Annotated in this window: 16 protein-coding genes; 7 read left to right on the top strand and 9 right to left on the bottom strand. The window is 60.2% G+C overall.

Annotation, left to right across the window (positions count from 1 at the left end):
* Positions 1-14 precede the first annotated feature (14 nt).
* The 5 genes from ACUY3D_RS04870 to ACUY3D_RS04850 all read right to left on the bottom strand — a co-directional run bounded on the left by ACUY3D_RS04870 (position 15) and on the right by ACUY3D_RS04850 (position 4,334).
* Positions 15-368 carry a hypothetical protein gene (locus ACUY3D_RS04870; RefSeq protein WP_269948064.1) on the bottom strand — a complete coding sequence of 118 codons (354 nt, stop codon included), beginning with the start codon at positions 366-368 and terminating at the stop codon, positions 15-17.
* Positions 369-677: 309 nt separating this feature from the next.
* Positions 678-1,076 (bottom strand): hypothetical protein, encoded by a 399-nt coding sequence (locus ACUY3D_RS04865; RefSeq protein ID WP_070533149.1) that lies wholly within the window; start codon positions 1,074-1,076, stop codon positions 678-680.
* A gap of 40 nt (positions 1,077-1,116) precedes the next feature.
* Positions 1,117-1,548, bottom strand: a complete 432-nt coding sequence (locus tag ACUY3D_RS04860) for a hypothetical protein (RefSeq protein WP_269948065.1) — start codon at positions 1,546-1,548, stop codon at positions 1,117-1,119.
* 340 nt (positions 1,549-1,888) lie between these two features.
* Complete coding sequence (gene mtr, locus ACUY3D_RS04855; protein WP_448240441.1) at positions 1,889-3,274, bottom strand: mycothione reductase; 1,386 nt, start codon at positions 3,272-3,274, stop codon at positions 1,889-1,891.
* 58 nt (positions 3,275-3,332) lie between these two features.
* Complete coding sequence (locus tag ACUY3D_RS04850) at positions 3,333-4,334, bottom strand: alpha/beta hydrolase (protein ID WP_448240440.1); 1,002 nt, start codon at positions 4,332-4,334, stop codon at positions 3,333-3,335.
* Between the two features lie 301 nt (positions 4,335-4,635).
* Here ACUY3D_RS04850 and mqo point away from each other — a divergent pair, with 301 nt between their 5' ends.
* A complete protein-coding gene (mqo, locus tag ACUY3D_RS04845; protein WP_448240439.1) occupies positions 4,636-6,138 on the top strand; it encodes a malate dehydrogenase (quinone) in 1,503 nt (500 codons plus the stop codon).
* 289 nt (positions 6,139-6,427) lie between these two features.
* Here mqo and ACUY3D_RS04840 read toward each other — a convergent pair whose 3' ends face one another.
* The gene (locus tag ACUY3D_RS04840) at positions 6,428-7,816 is read right to left on the bottom strand and encodes a protein adenylyltransferase SelO family protein (RefSeq protein WP_448240438.1); all 1,389 of its coding nucleotides are present in this window, start codon (positions 7,814-7,816) and stop codon (positions 6,428-6,430) included.
* Positions 7,809-8,624, bottom strand: coding sequence for a PhzF family protein (locus tag ACUY3D_RS04835; protein WP_448240437.1), 816 nt, complete (start codon positions 8,622-8,624; stop codon positions 7,809-7,811). Before ACUY3D_RS04835 ends, ACUY3D_RS04840 begins: the two co-directional genes overlap by 8 nt.
* A 51-nt stretch (positions 8,625-8,675) precedes the next feature.
* On the opposite strand from ACUY3D_RS04835, the gene ACUY3D_RS04830 reads away from it, so the two are divergent.
* The gene (locus ACUY3D_RS04830) at positions 8,676-9,989 is read left to right on the top strand and encodes a DUF4921 family protein (RefSeq protein WP_448240436.1); all 1,314 of its coding nucleotides are present in this window, start codon (positions 8,676-8,678) and stop codon (positions 9,987-9,989) included.
* Positions 9,990-10,033: 44 nt separating this feature from the next.
* Here ACUY3D_RS04830 and yaaA read toward each other — a convergent pair whose 3' ends face one another.
* A complete protein-coding gene (gene yaaA / locus ACUY3D_RS04825; RefSeq protein ID WP_448240435.1) occupies positions 10,034-10,756 on the bottom strand; it encodes a peroxide stress protein YaaA in 723 nt (240 codons plus the stop codon).
* Between the two features lie 32 nt (positions 10,757-10,788).
* On the opposite strand from yaaA, the gene ACUY3D_RS04820 reads away from it, so the two are divergent.
* Both ACUY3D_RS04820 and ACUY3D_RS04815 read left to right on the top strand, forming a co-directional pair.
* The gene (locus ACUY3D_RS04820) at positions 10,789-12,558 is read left to right on the top strand and encodes a proline--tRNA ligase (protein ID WP_448240434.1); all 1,770 of its coding nucleotides are present in this window, start codon (positions 10,789-10,791) and stop codon (positions 12,556-12,558) included.
* Between the two features lie 27 nt (positions 12,559-12,585).
* Positions 12,586-12,981 carry a DoxX family protein gene (locus tag ACUY3D_RS04815; protein WP_070754140.1) on the top strand — a complete coding sequence of 132 codons (396 nt, stop codon included), beginning with the start codon at positions 12,586-12,588 and terminating at the stop codon, positions 12,979-12,981.
* A gap of 30 nt (positions 12,982-13,011) precedes the next feature.
* Here the strand turns inward: ACUY3D_RS04815 and ACUY3D_RS04810 are convergent, their stop codons facing one another.
* The gene (locus tag ACUY3D_RS04810; RefSeq protein WP_448240433.1) at positions 13,012-13,866 is read right to left on the bottom strand and encodes a hypothetical protein; all 855 of its coding nucleotides are present in this window, start codon (positions 13,864-13,866) and stop codon (positions 13,012-13,014) included.
* Between the two features lie 37 nt (positions 13,867-13,903).
* On the opposite strand from ACUY3D_RS04810, the gene rimP reads away from it, so the two are divergent.
* From rimP to ACUY3D_RS04795, 3 genes are all read left to right on the top strand, one after another.
* Entirely contained in the window at positions 13,904-14,470 is a 567-nt protein-coding gene (gene rimP, locus ACUY3D_RS04805; protein ID WP_448240432.1) for a ribosome maturation factor RimP, read from the top strand.
* Between the two features lie 3 nt (positions 14,471-14,473).
* Entirely contained in the window at positions 14,474-15,490 is a 1,017-nt protein-coding gene (gene nusA, locus ACUY3D_RS04800; RefSeq protein WP_448240431.1) for a transcription termination factor NusA, read from the top strand.
* Between the two features lie 120 nt (positions 15,491-15,610).
* Positions 15,611-15,946 carry a YlxR family protein gene (locus ACUY3D_RS04795; RefSeq protein ID WP_448240430.1) on the top strand — a complete coding sequence of 112 codons (336 nt, stop codon included), beginning with the start codon at positions 15,611-15,613 and terminating at the stop codon, positions 15,944-15,946.
* The last annotated feature ends 56 nt before the right edge of the window (positions 15,947-16,002 follow it).

Genomic DNA, 16,002 nt, shown 5'->3' with positions numbered 1-16,002 from the left:
GGGGAAGGGGAGAACTACATGCCGTACTTGAGGTAGTTCAGTGCCGGGCCAACCAGACCACCGGCGATGGTGATGATGGTGGCGACGATGCCGATGCCGGCGAGGGCCTGTGCCCACTTCGGCTCACCGGAGATAGAAGACTTCTGGCCGAAGATGTTCTGGGCGTTGGCTTCCTTGTCGGCGTCGAGTGCCTTGCCCAGCTCGGAGGAGCCGCCCGCCTTCTGGTTGCCCTGCTGCTCACCAGCGGTTGCGGAAGAGTTGGTTGCAGAATCGTTGCTGCTGCCCTCTGCAGCGGAAGCAACGGCGGTGCCGCCGAATGCAACAGCGAGAGCGGTAGCACCGGCAATGGTGGCCTTGCGAATGCGCATAGTGTGAATCCTTTTAAAACTCGTAGGAACTGGAGTAACTAGGGTGTCCCAAGTCACTGGAGCGATTCTAGCGTAAACATTGGAGGGATTCACGAAATCTTCACCACTAGCTTTCCCATTTCCCTCTTAGAGAGCTCTAGTTACTTAGCTACGTTCACAGTCACATTAAACCGCTAAGAAATGATCAAGCCAGCATCAAGATTGTCCCGAATCATTAGAAAATCTGGCATGCAAAAGCGCCCATCCTCAAGAAAAGAGGATGGGCGCTAGAAAAAGCGCGCTGAGCTAGTCAGCGTACCCGCAGCTTAATTAGCGGCGGAAGATCGGATCGAGCACGTGCTGCGGAACGATGTTGTTGTACACAGCGAAGTTGTAAGCAGCGATCAGAGCGCCAGCGATAGCGGTGCCGAAAGCAGCGAAGGTGCCATCGCGCCAGATCTCAGCCCACAGCGGGTTGTCTTCAGCCTTCTCCTTGCCGAAGAGATCCTCGCCGGAGACCTTCTTGTCACCCTCGGTAGCGTCGCCCCACTTGGAGGACAGGGTAGCGTCGGAGTCGTTCTCCTTGACCTTGTCGCCAGCGGAGGACAGCTCGGAGGAGGTGGTGTTGGTCTCGGTATCGGCCTCTGCAGCGAAAGCAACGGAGGTACCAGCGAAAGCAACGGAAACAGCGGTTGCAGCAGCAACAGCGGCGGTGCGGAAGTTACGCATGAAATTTAAGCCTTTCGGAAAAGTGTGTGAGGGAGACGTCTTAGAAGGACGGGCCGTGGACGAAGAAGTTGTAAACAACGCCGATCAGGCCAGCCACGGAAGCGACGGCGCTAGCGATGCCCAGGCCGTAGAAGGTCTTGGCCCAAGTCGGCTGATCGCCGAGGGAGGTGCAGTCCTGGTCGGTCTCGTCAGCGTCGCAGTGCTCGTGCTTGGAGGAGCCGAAGATGGCGCGGCCGTCAGCCTCAGTGCCCTTGTTGTCGTTCTCATCAACGTAGAACCAGTCACCAATCTTGGAGGACAGGGAAGCCTCGCCCTTGGTACCTTCCTCGGAAGCGGAGGAGCCGTTCTCCTGGGAGGTGGAGGAGGCGTTCTCGTCCTGCGGAGCAGCGTCCTGTGCGAAAGCGACGGTGGAGCCGCCGAAGGTAACAGCGAGAGCAGTAGCGCCGGCGATGGCTGCATTGCGGATACGCATATCAAAAGTCCTTAGTGTCGTACGTGCAAGGCCTCTGGTTATGAGGTCTTGATTTACAGGGATAGGGATTAATTTGGTATCCCCAAAACACACTGAGCCGGTAGAGAGTATCGGCTCGTTCCGGTGTCCGTAATTAACCTAGCCAACGGTCAGGCAAAATGCACGTCAGTTGGAGCGTTCTTTTATCGCCTGCCTGTTATCACCCCCGGAATGGGTGATTTTCTTAAAGGTTTCTGGCAGATGTTGCTGGCGTTAAAACGTGCTTGTAGTGGCGTTCAGCGGGAATAGTGAATCTAGTTCAACGACAATGTGAAAAACGTCACTCATTTCGATGTAACTTTCACTCTAGCCACTCTAGTCCCAAAACTGCGTTTTCCACTACTTCTGGCAGTGCCGGATGGATCCAATACTGTGAGCGGGCGAACTTGCGCATGTCGAGGTCGTAGCTCATCGCGGTGATCAGTTGCTGTATAAGCGTGGAGGCCTGTGGGCCCATGATGTGGGCGCCGAGGAGCTTGCCGGTGGCCCGGTCGGCCACGAGCTTGCAGATGCCCGTTGAGTCTTCCATGGCCCAGCCATAGGCAACGTCGCCAAAGTTTTGCACCTTTACTGTGACGTCGTAGCCCTCCTCGCGGGCTTGCGCCTCAGTGAGGCCCACCGATGCAATCTGTGGGTGGGTAAAGACGGCGGCGGGAACGTGTTCGTGGGGCATGGGCTGGAGATCATCCGGGTGCAGCAGATTATGCTGCACTGCTCGTTGCTCCGCATTGGCCACATGCTTGAGCATGTATGGAGATGAAACATCCCCGAGCGCCCACACGCCTTCACACGTTGTGCGGCCGAACTCGTCGACCTTGATACGACCGTCCTCGTGCATCTCGATGCTGCTGGCGGAAAGATCCATCTTGTCGCCGTTGGGCTGGCGTCCCGTGGCGACGAGGATGGCTTCTGCCTCCACGACGTCCCCGCTATCCAAGGTAAGGCGTACTCCGTCCTCGGTTTCATCGAGCGCTGTGGCGGTTCCGATGCGGACGTCGAAGCGCTTGCGTGCGATGTCGTTGAAGTGGGAGCTTAGGTCCTCATCGAGGAAACGGAGGAATTTCTCCGAGCGGTTGACCACGGTGACGTCGGTCCCCAGCCCGTCGAAGACGTGAGCAAACTCCATAGCGATATAACCGCCACCGACCACTATGAGGCTGCGCGGCTGCTTCTCAAGCCGCATGATGTCTTCGTTGGTGTGAACTGGGGCAGTGGCGCTGGCATAAGGCTCGGGTAGCACGGGACGTGAGCCGGTAGCAATGACAATATTGTCACCGGTGATGATGTCCTCACCCGCCTGCAGGGTCTTTGGCCCGATGAACCGAGCGTGCTGATCGAAGACTGTAATATTGGGCGTTTCTTCGCCGCGGCGGTACTCTTCGCCGCCTCGGGCAATCTGATCAATACGGTTGTGGAACACGCGCTTGACGATGCCCTCCCAATCAACACCATCCACGTGGGCGCTGAGCCCAAGGCGCGTGGCCTCGCGCGCGGCAAGCGCAACGTCGGCGGCGTAGACGTACATCTTCGTGGGGATGCAGCCTACGTTGAGGCACGTGCCGCCGAAAGTTCCCTTTTCAATGATGGCGATGGATTTATCATCAAACTCGGGAGAGGGGATTGAATTTCCCGAGCCGGTGCCGATGATGACGAGATCAAAGTGCTGTGCGGAAGTCATGCCGATCATTCTAAAGGTTGACTAGCCGCAAACCGTGCAGGCTTTTAGCAGCGCGAGGCGCGGGAAGTTAATCCGTCTCAAGTGGTGCTACTGTCCTCAACCATTCCGCCGTGGTGGAGAGAGCGTCTTGTAGCGGCTCGGGGCGCGAGAGGAAAAGATCGTGGCGCCCATTGTTGACAACGTGGAGCGTGTAGCGAGCACTGAGCTCCTTGGCCCAGCGCTGGCTTTGGCGTACGTCGACCACAACATCGGCGGTATTGGAAGACTCGCTGTATGGCCGGTTGAGCTCGGAGCGCCCAGAGGTCATAGTGAGCAGCGGAAGCCCAATGTTGACGCGGCCGGAGTGGACTGCGTCGAAGCCGCGAAAGACTGCCGCAACCCAACCCAGGAACTTGGGGTGCCCGCCCAACGGCTTAAGGCGAAGATCGAAGTCCCAGTCACCCTGTTCCCCGGAATAGACTGACTCCCCATAGGTTGTGAGGTCACCGGCGGGTATTTCGAGTCGTGGGGCGATGGCAGCACCGGCATAGATAACGTGCTTGAGCGCCTCATAGGCACTATTCGGTATTCCCATCATGGCAAGCCAGGGGCTGTTGAATACGACACCAGCGATGCGTGCGAATCGCTCGCGATCATGGCGGCGAAGGCGATCGAGCCAGAGCGCGGTGATGGTGCCAGCGGTGGAGTGGCCCATGATGATGACACGCTGGTTGGGGAGGGCATCGAGAGCCGCGTTGAGATCAGCGTCGTAGTACTGCAAGTCGCTGATGTAGTGCCAGGTCTGTCCGTCTCGTCGAGAGCGTCCGCACTTACGCAGGTCGAGGGCGTAGAAGGCATAGCCGAGCTCATAAAAGTACCGCGCCACGTGGTCGTGGAAGAAATAGTCCGTCATCCCGTGGACCCACAGTAAGGCGGGCCGATCATCATGGGCATCGCCGCTGGGGCAATAGCGCACGAGCGTCGCGCAGACATTGCCTTCGCCGTCAGGGTCGGTGCCGAGTTCGAGTGAGGCGGCCTGGAAGTCGGGGCCGAGGATATCTTCTGACCATTCGAGTTCGTTATGCGTCATGGGATTCATGATAGGTCGCGCGGCCAGATGCGTCCGGCAGGGCGGAGCGCTGACGGGAAACACCCTGCACCACAAATGGGGTAACAAATTCGAATTCGGGCATTTATTTTTTCAGGAATGCCTATTTCGCAATAAGGGGCGTAAAGTGGAATTAATGCTTGACGGACCTTCCGCAGGGGTGGTCTGTATGCCAGCTTGGACCCTAGCATCGTCGAGCGCTTTCTCACCGCGCCCTGTGCACCCACATGTGCGGGGCATTTGACCACATCGAATACATCGACTTAAAGAGGTAATAAGTACAGTGTCCTCCGATAAGAAGACAGCACAAGTAGTAGACGAGGTTGAGGTCGCACTCATTGGTGCAGGTATTATGAGCGCCACCCTCGGCGCCATGCTGCGTGAGCTCGAGCCCAGCTGGACCCAGATGGTCTTCGAGCGCTTGGACGGCCCTGCGCTTGAGTCCTCCTCCCCGTGGAATAACGCTGGTACTGGCCACTCCGCGTTGTGCGAGTTGAACTACACCCCGGAGAAGAACGGCCGCATTGATGTTTCCAAGGCCATGAACATTAATGAGAAGTTCCAGGTTTCGCGCCAGTTCTGGTCCCACCAGCTCAACAACGGCATTCTGACGGACCCGAAGGCCTTCATCAATCCAGTTCCGCATGTGTCCTTTGCACAGGGTTCCATCCAGGTTGACTACCTGAAGCGCCGCTTCGATGCACTGAAGGATAACCACATGTTCCCGAACATGCAGTTCAGCGATGATGACGCTACTTTCCAGGAAAAGCTTCCTCTGATGTCGGAAGGCCGTGACTTCAACGCCCAGAAGGTCGCTATTTCCTGGACCGAAGTTGGTACCGACGTCAACTTTGGTGCCCTGGCCAAGCAGTTCTTCACTGCGGCTAAGGCAGCAGGCACCGAGATCCGCTACGGCCACGAGGTCGTTGATATCAAGCGCGATGGTTCCAAGTGGCGCGTGGTGGCAAAGAACCTGCACACCGGTGACTACGAGGCTATCCACGCCAAGTTCGTCTTTGTGGGCGCAGGCGGCTACGCGCTTGACCTGCTGCGCAAGGCTGGGGTCCGTGAGGTCTCTGGTTTCGCAGGCTTCCCGGTTTCCGGTCTGTGGCTGCGCTCTAAGAACCCGGATCTGATTAAGCAGCACCACGCCAAGGTTTATGGCAAGGCTGCCGTGGGCGCTCCGCCGATGTCCGTGCCGCACCTGGATACCCGCGTCATCGATGGCGAGCAAGGCCTGCTGTTTGGCCCGTATGGCGGCTGGTCCCCGAAGTTCCTCAAGAAGGGCTCCTACCTGGACCTGTTTAAGTCCATTCGCCCGGATAACATCACCTCTTACCTGGGCGTTGCTGCACAGGAGTTCGGCCTGACCAAGTACCTGGTTACTGAGGTCCTCAAGGACTTTGACAAGCGCGTCGAGACCTTGAAGGAGTACGTCCCGAGCGCAGATCCGGCAGATTGGGAGACCGTCATCGCCGGCCAGCGCGTCCAGGTGATTAAGCCGGCGGGTGCACCGCAGTTCGGCTCCTTGGAGTTCGGTACCACCCTCATCAATAACCCTGAGGGCAACATCGCCGGCCTGCTCGGCGCTTCCCCGGGAGCGTCCATCACCCCGGCCATCATGGTGGAGCTGCTGGAGCGCTGCTTCGGTGAGCACATGATCCAGTGGGGCGATAAGATTCAGGAAATGATTCCTTCCTACGGCACCAAGCTCTCCAAGGACAAGAAGCTCTACAACGAGATGTGGGAGTACACGCAGAAGACCCTGCAGCTTGAGTCCAAGTAATTTCTCCTTTCGGCTCGTAGGTGCTTGCCTCGCAGGTAATTCTCAGTAACTGGCAGGGAGCGTTCAGTGCACCGGAACGCTCCACCAAGGAGAGCGCACCATAATAATGGTGTGCGTTTGAGAGAGCGCATGCGAGAGAGATAGAGAGAACCCCAGCCGCGCGGGGCGGTCGGCCTGAGAAACCGACCGGGAGCGCGGCAGTGAAAGATAGAGACGCACCGCCGCCCCGAGACTCCGTTTCCTGTCCTACGGAGGCCTCGGGGCGGCGGTGTGTTTTCCTTTTCTTCTCTTACGTTCCGCAGTAAGTGAGGTAGCCTTCCGTGCCACCCGGTTGCTCGTATTCTGGAGCGTCAGTGAAGGGGTGCGTGGTGGCGTCAAGTAAACGGAGGAATTCTTCAGCATCGCTGAGTGCGGCCTCGACCAGACGCGGGCGGGGAATCACGCGGGGCACAGTTTGCTCGAGGGACTCGGCGTTGGGGCTACTAGCACGGTAGACATCAACGAAACGGGCGTCACCAAACATCTCATAGGCTACTGCCGGTTCACCCGCCGCAGCGCTGACGAGACTGCGGTTGGCTTGTGTGAGATCCGGAGCGGACTGTGCAAGGGCCGCACTGTAGTCCTGGAAGAGCTCGTCGGGAATCTGTAAACGGCACATAGCTTCGCGGCGGCGTGCCCTTTCATAGCGCTCGCCAAAGGAATTGATGGCCTCCTGAGCCCAGGTGAGAGCGGCGTTGGGGGAGACGTCGAAAAGCGGCAGCAGTGATTCCGCCAACCGCGCTAGGTTCCAACCCAGCATGTCGGGCTGGCGCCCAAAGCGGTAGCGACCCTGCGTATCGATGGAGCTAAACCAGGTATTGAGGTCATAGCTTTCTATGAACGCGCACGGCCCGTAGTCAATCGTCTCACCCGATAGCGTGGTGTTATCGGTGTTCATCACGCCGTGGATGAAACCCACCTGCATCCACCCGGCAACCGTCGCTGCCTGTGCGTCCATGACGCGGGTGAACAGCTCTCGGTAGTCGGCGCCAGGGTAGTGGCGTTCAATGGTGTAATCGGCGAGCTGTTGGAGTAACCCAGGCACGGGCGAGTGCGCGGCAAAGTGGAAGGAGCCAACACGGATGTGGCTCGCGGCAACGCGCACGAGAACGCCTGCTTCTTCCACCATCTGGCGCTGAATAGGGCGGCCGGTCCCGATGACCGCCAGCGATCGCGTGGTGGGCAGACCGAGGGCGTGCATTGATTCGGAGAAGAGATACTCACGCAGCATCGAGCGCAGCGTGCCGCGCCCGTCAGAGCCATAGCGCGAGTAGGGGGTTAGTCCCGTCCCCTTGGCATGCAGATCCCAGAGGCCCGTGGGGTTGTGAGGCGTGGCGGGGCCGGTGACTTCGCCCAAGAGGAGAGCACGGCCATCACCCATTGTTGGGTTGTATTGGCCGAACTGAAAGCCGGCGTAGGCCATCGTGTGGGGAGTAACTGGCCCGCGGCCGAGGAGAAACTCCAGCCCGTCTTCGCTGCGCAACCAGTCCGGGTCGAGGCCCAGTTCGGCGGCTAGCTCTTCGTTGAGCACCACCATTTGTGCCGCTGGCTGCTTTTCACCCTGGCTCGCCGTGACCATGTGGGGAAGGCGTTGGGCGAATTCGCTGCGTAACTCGAAAGGGAGGGAAGCCTCAGACATCGCGTGACTCCAGTGTTCCGCGCACGCGAACGTGGACGTTGCCGCCGACCCAGATGTCATTGCCGTCGTCGTTGATATAGACGCGGCCGTCGCGCCCTACCTGGCGGCCTTGTGCCGCGGTATAGCAGGCGGGGACAGCGCCCTTGGCGCGAAGGAATTGGGCAGCGCCGCCGTTGAAGGAACCGGTGACGGGGTCCTCGAATTGCCCGGTGATGGCGCGGACTTCATAAGCGGGGTCATCATCACCGGTGAGCCCGATCGCACCCACTTTGACTCCCGGGGTGGGCGTGGGGCTAAGCCCGCGCACGGTTTGTGCGGACTCGAGCTGGACTAAGCGCCACCCGGGCCCGTTGTCGACCCAGCCGGAGTCAAGGATGCTGCCTTCGTCGATCCCGAGGGCGGCGGCTGCCTCAGCCCGCTCCTCATCACTAAGCGCCCCATCACGCACCAAAGGCGGGGTAGCAAAAGCGAAACGGCCTTCTTCCTGGCGCACGGTGACCAAGCCAACTCCGCATTCCTGAATCAGGGTGCCGCTCTTGCCGAGCAGTTCCGCCGCCACGCGCGCACTGCCCAGTGTGGGGTGGCCGGCGAAAGGGAACTCCTCGTACGGGGTAAAAATCCTCACTCGGTAGTCTGCACGTGGATCCGTAGGCGAGCACAGGAACGTTGTCTCCGAAAAGTTTGTCCAGTGTGCGATGCGCTGCATCTCTTCGGTGCTCAAACCGTCGGCATCCGCAACCACAGCGAGGGGATTTCCCGTAAACGGCCCAGTTGCAAAGACATCTACTTCAAAGAATCGGTGCTGCATGAGGCCTAAGTCTAGTCGCACTGGTGAGCAGGGAGGTCTACGCTGGGCTGCATGAGCGAAGCACTCTTTAGCCGCGTCGAACCTATCCAGACCATGGCGGATGGGACCGTCAAACAAGTCAACCCCTTCTCCGGAACGGAGGTGTGGACGGTGCCGGGACGTGGAAACCGTCCGCTTGCGCATCCGGCGAAAGACCCGCAGCCGCTGGGGCCCGATGCCTTGACGCATAGCTGTGCTTTTTGCTCCGGGCGCATGTTGGATACCCCGCCGGAAAAGTCCCGCATCCTGGCTTCGGGGGAGATCCAGCGCGGGCTCCTTCCGCACGAGCTGGACACAACCCAGCCGGTGTTTCGCCGGGTTCCTAACCTTTTTGAGATCGTGTCTTATGACTACTGGCATGAGAACTATGGCTTCACCATGGACCCAGATCTAGCGCGTCACAAGGAGAAGTACGAAGCCGATGAGGCGGGGCGCCTGCACGTACTCAACGTGGTACGCACCAAGCTCAAGGCCGCGGGCAAGGACGCCGCGCTGGACGACGACTCCCTCCTCGCCCTCGCCGACGGCTTCTTCGGCGGCGGGCACGATGTCATCATTTCTTCGCGCCACTTTGTGGACGGCGCGGTCGACGACAGCCAGCTGGCTTCCTCCGGCACGCTGAGCCCCGATGAGCACTTCCTGCTCACAAACTTCACCGCGGAATCGACGCGCGAGCTCTACCAGCGAAACCGCTATGCCTCCTATGTCGCCGTGTTCCAGAACTGGCTGGCACCGGCGGGCGCGTCCTTCGACCACCTGCACAAGCAGCTCGTCGCGATTGATGCTCTGGGAATGGCGGCCCACCAGGAAAATGCGATTCTGCGTGCGCACCCCAACATGTACAACGATTGGGCAGTTGGGTATGCGGCAAAGCGCAACCTCGTTATCGCAGAGAATGATTATGCGGTGCTCTTCGCTGGTTTCGGCCACCGCTATCCCACGCTGGAGATTTTTTCCAAATCGCCGCGCTGTGAACCGTGGGAACAGACCCCCGGCGAGGTACGCGGGATGTCGGATCTGATCCATGCAGCTCACGCCGCAGTGGGGCCGGATGTGGCCTGCAATGAAGAGTGGCACCACCGCCCACCCAGCGTGGATCTGCCGCAGCCGTGGCGCGTGATGATCAAGCTGCGCGTGTCCACGCTGGCCGGCTTTGAGGGCGGCACGAAGGTCTACATCAACACCATCGATCCGTGGGGCTTGCGTGATCGCGTCGTGGACGCCATGTTCCGCCTTCGCGAGCGCGGAAAGATTGCCTCCGGCATCTCCATCGCCACTGAGTGCGAGCTCAAACGCAATAGTTTGCGTTATAACCCGCTGGTTTGAATAGTCCACTCCTCCGCAGGCAGATAAATTGATAAATAGATAAATCAGACCACGAGCGCTAGCTCGGTGCCGCGCAGTTCGGTGCTCATGCCCGCCTCCTGGGCTACGCGAGCGGCATCCTCGAGGGAGGAGACGCTCTCGCCCTGGAGGGCGAGTACGCGAGCGAGCTCGCCCTTGTAGTGCTTGTTGAAGTGGGAGACTACCTTGCGGGAGCCATCCTCTTGCACTGACTCCACGCGCACGGTGGCAGCGTCCTTGAGCTTGCCCAGTTGCTGGTAGGTGCCCGAGCGCATATCGATGAGGAACTCGCCTGCGGCGACAAGCGCGCGCAGCTCATCCGTGATCGCCGTACCCCAGCGTGACTTCAGCGTGCGCCCGCCCAGCTTGGTGCCGCCGGAGAGGCGGTAGTGCGGGATGAGATCATCGGCGCGCAGCAACCCGAAGAGTGCATCACCCACAGCGAGGTGTTGACGCGCGGCTGGGGGAAGGGAGGGGGAATCGAGGGCGTCGTAGAGCACGCCCGTAAAGCGCTCCAGCGCGGGCATGGTGGGGGAGGACGCCAACTCGCGGTTGGACTCGGCTTCCCCACGCAGCTTGTCCGAGAGCTTGAGTACCTTTTGTGCCTCGTCGAGGTCCAAAGACGACAATTCAGCAGCTATTTCTTGACGGATCGGATTTAGAGCGGGGAAAGAGAGCTCGTCCCAGTTCAGGGCCGCGCCGCTGCCGCCGTGTGCTTTGGTCTCAGAAGGAGGGAGGATGATCAGCATGGCTACATGCTAGCGATGTAGACTGAGCAACCATGATTACACGTCTTTCTGAGCTTTTCCTCCGCACTCTTCGTGAGGATCCGGCTGATGCCGAAGTCCCCAGCCACAAGCTTCTCGTCCGCGCAGGCTATGTGCGCCGCGTCGCGCCGGGTGTGTACACCTGGTTGCCATTGGGACTGCGCGCCATGCGCAAGATCGAAGACGTTATCCGCCAGGAAATGAACGCCATCGGTGGCCAGGAGATGCTCTTCCCAGCGCTGCTGCCGCGCGATCCTTATGAGCAGTCGAACCGTTGGACGGAATACGGCGATAACTTGTTCAGGCTTAAGGATCGCAAGGGTGCAGACATGCTGCTGGGCCCGACCCATGAGGAGATGTTCGCCACCGCGGTGAAGGATATGTACTCCTCCTACAAGGACTTCCCGGTCACGCTGTACCAGATTCAAACGAAGTACCGCGATGAGGAGCGCCCGCGCGCTGGCGTGCTGCGCGGCCGCGAGTTCACTATGAAGGACTCCTACTCCTTTGACATGACGGATGAGGGGCTCGATGAGTCCTATGCCCGTCACCGCAAGGCCTACCAGAACATCTTCGACCGCTTGGAGATCGATTACGCGATCTGTAAGGCCACCTCCGGTGCGATGGGCGGCTCGGCCTCCGAGGAGTTCCTCGCCGTGTCCGAGGTGGGCGAAGATACCTTCGTGCGCGCCACGGAGGGAGATTACGCGGCCAACGTGGAAGCGGTCGTGACCCAGGCGCCGGAAGAGATTCCCTTCGACGGTCTGCCGGAGGCGCAGGAGCACGAGACCCCGGACGCCGAGACTATTGAGTCTCTGGTGGAGTGGGCACAGAGTGCTGGCATTACTGTCGACGGCCGTGCGGTCACCCCAGCGGACACCCTGAAGTGCATGATGATCAAGGTGGCTGCGCCCGCGGCCGCAGAGGAAGAGAAGGAATGGGAGCTCGCCGCCGTTCTCATTCCGGGCGACCGCGAACTGGATGAAAAGCGCCTGGAGGCGTCGCTGGAGCCGGCCGAGTTTGAGCTCGCCGGTGACGGTGACTTCAAGAAGAATTCCTTCCTGGTCAAGGGCTATGTCGGGCCGCGCGCCCTGAACGCTCACGACGTGAAGGTTTATGCTGACCCGCGCGTTGTCTCCGGTACCTCCTGGATTACCGGCGCGGATGCCCCGCAGCGCCACGTTGTCGGACTGGTGGCTGGCCGTGACTTCACCGTGGATGAGTTCATCGAGGCCGCGGAGGTCAAGGAGGGTGACCCGGCACCGAACGGTCAGGGCACTCTGACCTTGGAGCGCGGCATTGAGCTTGGCCACATCTTCCAGTTGGGCCGCAAGTACACCGAAGCATTCGACGTCCAGATTCTGGATGAGAACGGCAAGCGTGCCGTGCCGACCATGGGCTCCTACGGCATTGGTGTCACGCGCATGCTTGCTGTGCTGGCGGAGCAGCGCCACGATGAGAAGGGCCTCAACTGGCCAGTGGCCGTGGCGCCCTACCAGGTGCATGTCGCCGTGGCCAACAAGGACGCCGCCGCGCTCGAAGCCGGCCAGAAGCTTGTGCAGGACCTGGACCGTGCGGGCATCGAGGTGCTTTTCGACGACCGCCCCAAGGTTTCCCCGGGCGTGAAGTTCAAGGATGCGGAGCTGCTGGGCATGCCGTTCATCGCCATCCTGGGCCGCTCCTTCAAGGACGGCATCATTGAGCTGCGCATCCGCGGCGGCGAAACCCGTGAGGTCCCCGCAGACTCCATCGTGGACACCTTAACGGAGCTCATCCGCGGCTAGGTGCGTTAAGCGCGTTGGCTCGCGGGTATGAGTTCTCACAACCCCGCACTGACATATTCAATGGCTGCAGCACTCTCTGCCATGGGAGTGCTGCATTTTGCTAAGCCGAAGCCCTTCGAGTCCATCATCCCGCCACAACTTCCAGGGTCGGCTCGCTTCTACAACTTCACCTCTGGCGCCTGGGAAGTGGTGACCGGTGCACTCCTGGCGAACCCATCGACGCGGCCTGCAGGCGGCCTTTCAGCCCTAGCTTTGCTCGCCGCCGTGTGGCCGGCGAACTTCTACCAGGCCTACAGGGACTTAGAAAGCGGCAAGGCATCAACCGGCAAGAAGATCTACCACGCGGTGCGTCTGCCGTTGCAGATTCCGGTCATGCGCTATGCCTGGTCGCTGTACGCCGAAAAGAACGCCAAACGTCGGTAGCTCAGGAAAATCGAGCCCGCGAGGGAGGAATTAAGCTGCACTGATGCGGTGAGATTGGGCGGCTACAGAAATAAGCCAGCTTCGCCATTCAGCATTGGGTGCCGCTTGGTTGGGCGCCTCCTGTGAGGCGGCGGAGGCCCATGTCACCGTGTCACTATGCGCGACGTCGTCAAGGAACGCGCGCGCTGAGGCGGCGTCTACGGGCAGCTCACCGGAGGACGAGGTGTAGGCCGCTGCGGGCTGTGGGACTGGTCCGATTTTGGCTACTGCTTCTTGGAGTGCGAGGACGCGGTTCTCGTGCAGAGCGAGGCGCTCATCAACCAGCTCTTCGACGTCAGGTGTGACATAGGAACGAGCAAAGTCCAAGGCATACACCTGCTGGTATTCCCAGTCCAAGAGTTCGGTGGCGAGGTCAGCGTCATCCTCTGTCAGCTCCGGCACAGCGCCCGGTTCATCGGTGGAGCGGGCCTCCATTGCGATGGCTTGGGCCACGAGCAAGGGCCGAGATTCCGGGGAGACCGCGTCAAGCTGCTCCTCAGTCGATGAAGAAGCTGCGGCAAGCACGGCAGCCGCATCAGCGGCCTCGTGTGCTTCACCCTCACGATTCACTTCGCAGGAGCGCGGAACGTGTCCTTCCTCGTCGCGGCCGCAGAGGCGCTCAATTTCGGAGTAAAGCTCGTCTGCGTGCTGCGCGCGCAGGGACGCGGCATCGGGATCGAGTTCCTGCAGTGCGTGGGCGTCGGCGCTGGCATCGTGAGCCAGAGAGGTCAACGTAGGGTCTGCATGGGGGCCAAAATAATCCACGATCGCGTCGGTGGCTTGGCAGCCGCCCAGCCAGGGGGCGGCGCAGACTAAGAGGGTGGGCACAACTACTCGGCGGTTCACGCGATAGACCCTACCCGGGTGTCCTAGTCTAGAGCGCATGGCATTCCCAACACCCGCGCAACTAACCGAAATCCTGCAGCCTGTCGCCGCCGCGCGCGGCCTCGACATTGAAGACGTGAAGACCACTCGTGCAGGAAAGAAATCCCAGGTCATCATCCGTGTTGACGGTGACGAACGCCCAAGCTCCGATCTCATTGAGGAGCTTTCGCAGGAGATTTCGGCGCTCTTTGACGCCCAGGAAGAGGCGGGCGCCCTCAACTTTGGCGCGGGCTACACCCTGGAGGTGTCGACGCCGGGGGTGGACTTTCCGCTGAGCGCTCCGCGCCACTGGCGCCGCAACCGAGGAAGGCTCCTGGGCTACGCACTCACCGAAGAACCTGGCACGACCCGCGTCGCCCGCATCGGCGCGCTGTCCGAGGATGAAGAATCCGTGGCGCTCATCACCACCGTGAAAAAGGAGGTGCGCTATCAGGTTGAGCGATTGGAAAATCTAAGCCGCGCAGTGGTAGAAATTGAATTTGCCCAACCTTCAGCCATGGAGCTGGAGGCGGCAAAGCAGACGTTCGACTTCGCCGAGCAGAACTCGGCAACCCGAGAGGACTAACAAGTGAATATTGACCTAGAGGCACTTCGCACGATTCAGCGCGAGCGCGGCGTCCCAGTAAAGGACCTGCTCGAAGCGATTGCGGGTGCCCTTTTGTATTCCTACCTGGATCACCGTTCCGAGTCAGCCGAGACCAAGGCGGAAGGTACGAAGTCACGCGTCGACATCGACGCCGACAGCGGTGCTGTCACCGTCATCGTGACTGAGAGTGATCCGGAGACTGGAGAGGTCATCAGTGAATACGACGACACCCCGGACAACTTTGGGCGCATCGGCGCGCAGGCGGTCCGCGATGCCATCTTGCGTAAGCTGCGCGAGAATGAGGCGGAGCGAACCTACGATTCCTATTCGGAGCTCACCGGAACGGTTGTGTCGGGCGTCGTCCAGCGCGATATCCACGCCAACAAGCGCGGCGTCGTCGTGGTGCAGCTGGGCACGGAGCATGACTCCCAGGATGCTTTCCTTCTGCCTGCCGAGCAGCTGCCGGGGGAGAAACTCGAACACGGTGACCGCGTCAAGGCCTACGTTGTGGGCGTGAACCGCAACGGTGCCAAGGTGCAGATTACGCTGTCGCGTACCCACCCAGAGCTGGTGCGCGGCCTGTTCGAGCTGGAGGTCCCGGAGGTTGCTGATGGCTCGGTCGAACTCATTGCTATTGCCCGTGAGGCCGGCCACCGCTCGAAGGTATCCGTTCGCGGTCACGTTAAGGGGCTCAATGCCAAGGGCGCGTGCATCGGCCCGAAGGGTTCGCGCGTGAGCAACGTGATGCGTGAACTTGGTGGTGAGAAGATTGACATCATCGATTTCAACGAAGATCCTGCCGTCTACGTGGGCAACGCCCTTGCTCCGTCGAAGGTCGTTCGCGTAGAGATCCTCGACTCGGAGGCACAAGTGGCTAAGGTGACTGTGCCGGATTATCAGCTCTCGCTCGCAATTGGTAAGGAAGGTCAGAATGCCCGCCTCGCGGCGCGCCTGACTGGATGGAAGATTGATATTCACTCTGATGCCGCTCGCGATTAGCTTTCCAACGAGCCTGCGGTGGGATTAAAGGTTTGGCCCGTTTTCGCGTAGACTAGACAACGGCCCACATGCAGGAATGCTGTGGCGCAGGAATAGTGGCGATACGACGTAAGGAGTTGGATGTCTCAAGGACAGCGGCTCCGCACGTGTATTGCTACGCGTCAAAAGCATCCCGACACGGAACTGCTCAGGGTGGTCGCAGATAGGGACGATCCTTCAGGGTGCCGTGTTGTTCCGGATCCAGGCCGCCGCCTTCCCGGTAGGGGAGCGTGGATTAGACCGGATCTGGAAGCAGTAGAGCTGGCGGAGCGAACCCGTGCCTTCAGGCGCGCGCTCCGATTGTCCACAGACGTGGACACAGGTCACGTACGTGAGTACCTCGCTGCGAAGCAGCAGGTGCAGTCGGCGGGCAATCGCCCGTGCGACCCAGAGTTAAAAAGGAAGACCGAACACTGATGAGCGCACAACGATGAAGCAGCATCAGCGATGAAAGTCCATAGCCATTAACTAGG

This window comes from Corynebacterium guaraldiae (assembly GCF_053480195.1).
Note: the sequence above shows the minus strand (reverse complement) of the source record. Positions and strands in the feature narration are given on the sequence as shown.

Excerpts from the sequence above, each read along its gene's own strand:
- ACUY3D_RS04870 (WP_269948064.1), bottom strand. The coding sequence starts at position 368 with ATGCGCATTCGCAAGGCCACCATTGCCGGTGCTACCGCTCTCGCTGTT.
- ACUY3D_RS04865 (WP_070533149.1), bottom strand. The coding sequence starts at position 1,076 with ATGCGTAACTTCCGCACCGCCGCTGTTGCTGCTGCAACCGCTGTTTCC.
- ACUY3D_RS04860 (WP_269948065.1), bottom strand. The coding sequence starts at position 1,548 with ATGCGTATCCGCAATGCAGCCATCGCCGGCGCTACTGCTCTCGCTGTT.
- mtr (WP_448240441.1), bottom strand. The coding sequence starts at position 3,274 with ATGATCGGCATGACTTCCGCACAGCACTTTGATCTCGTCATCATCGGC.
- ACUY3D_RS04850 (WP_448240440.1), bottom strand. The coding sequence starts at position 4,334 with ATGACGCATAACGAACTCGAATGGTCAGAAGATATCCTCGGCCCCGAC.
- ACUY3D_RS04840 (WP_448240438.1), bottom strand. The coding sequence starts at position 7,816 with ATGTCTGAGGCTTCCCTCCCTTTCGAGTTACGCAGCGAATTCGCCCAA.
- ACUY3D_RS04835 (WP_448240437.1), bottom strand. The coding sequence starts at position 8,624 with ATGCAGCACCGATTCTTTGAAGTAGATGTCTTTGCAACTGGGCCGTTT.
- ACUY3D_RS04830 (WP_448240436.1), top strand. The coding sequence starts at position 8,676 with ATGAGCGAAGCACTCTTTAGCCGCGTCGAACCTATCCAGACCATGGCG.
- yaaA (WP_448240435.1), bottom strand. The coding sequence starts at position 10,756 with ATGCTGATCATCCTCCCTCCTTCTGAGACCAAAGCACACGGCGGCAGC.
- ACUY3D_RS04820 (WP_448240434.1), top strand. The coding sequence starts at position 10,789 with ATGATTACACGTCTTTCTGAGCTTTTCCTCCGCACTCTTCGTGAGGAT.
- ACUY3D_RS04815 (WP_070754140.1), top strand. The coding sequence starts at position 12,586 with ATGAGTTCTCACAACCCCGCACTGACATATTCAATGGCTGCAGCACTC.
- rimP (WP_448240432.1), top strand. The coding sequence starts at position 13,904 with ATGGCATTCCCAACACCCGCGCAACTAACCGAAATCCTGCAGCCTGTC.
- ACUY3D_RS04795 (WP_448240430.1), top strand. The coding sequence starts at position 15,611 with ATGTCTCAAGGACAGCGGCTCCGCACGTGTATTGCTACGCGTCAAAAG.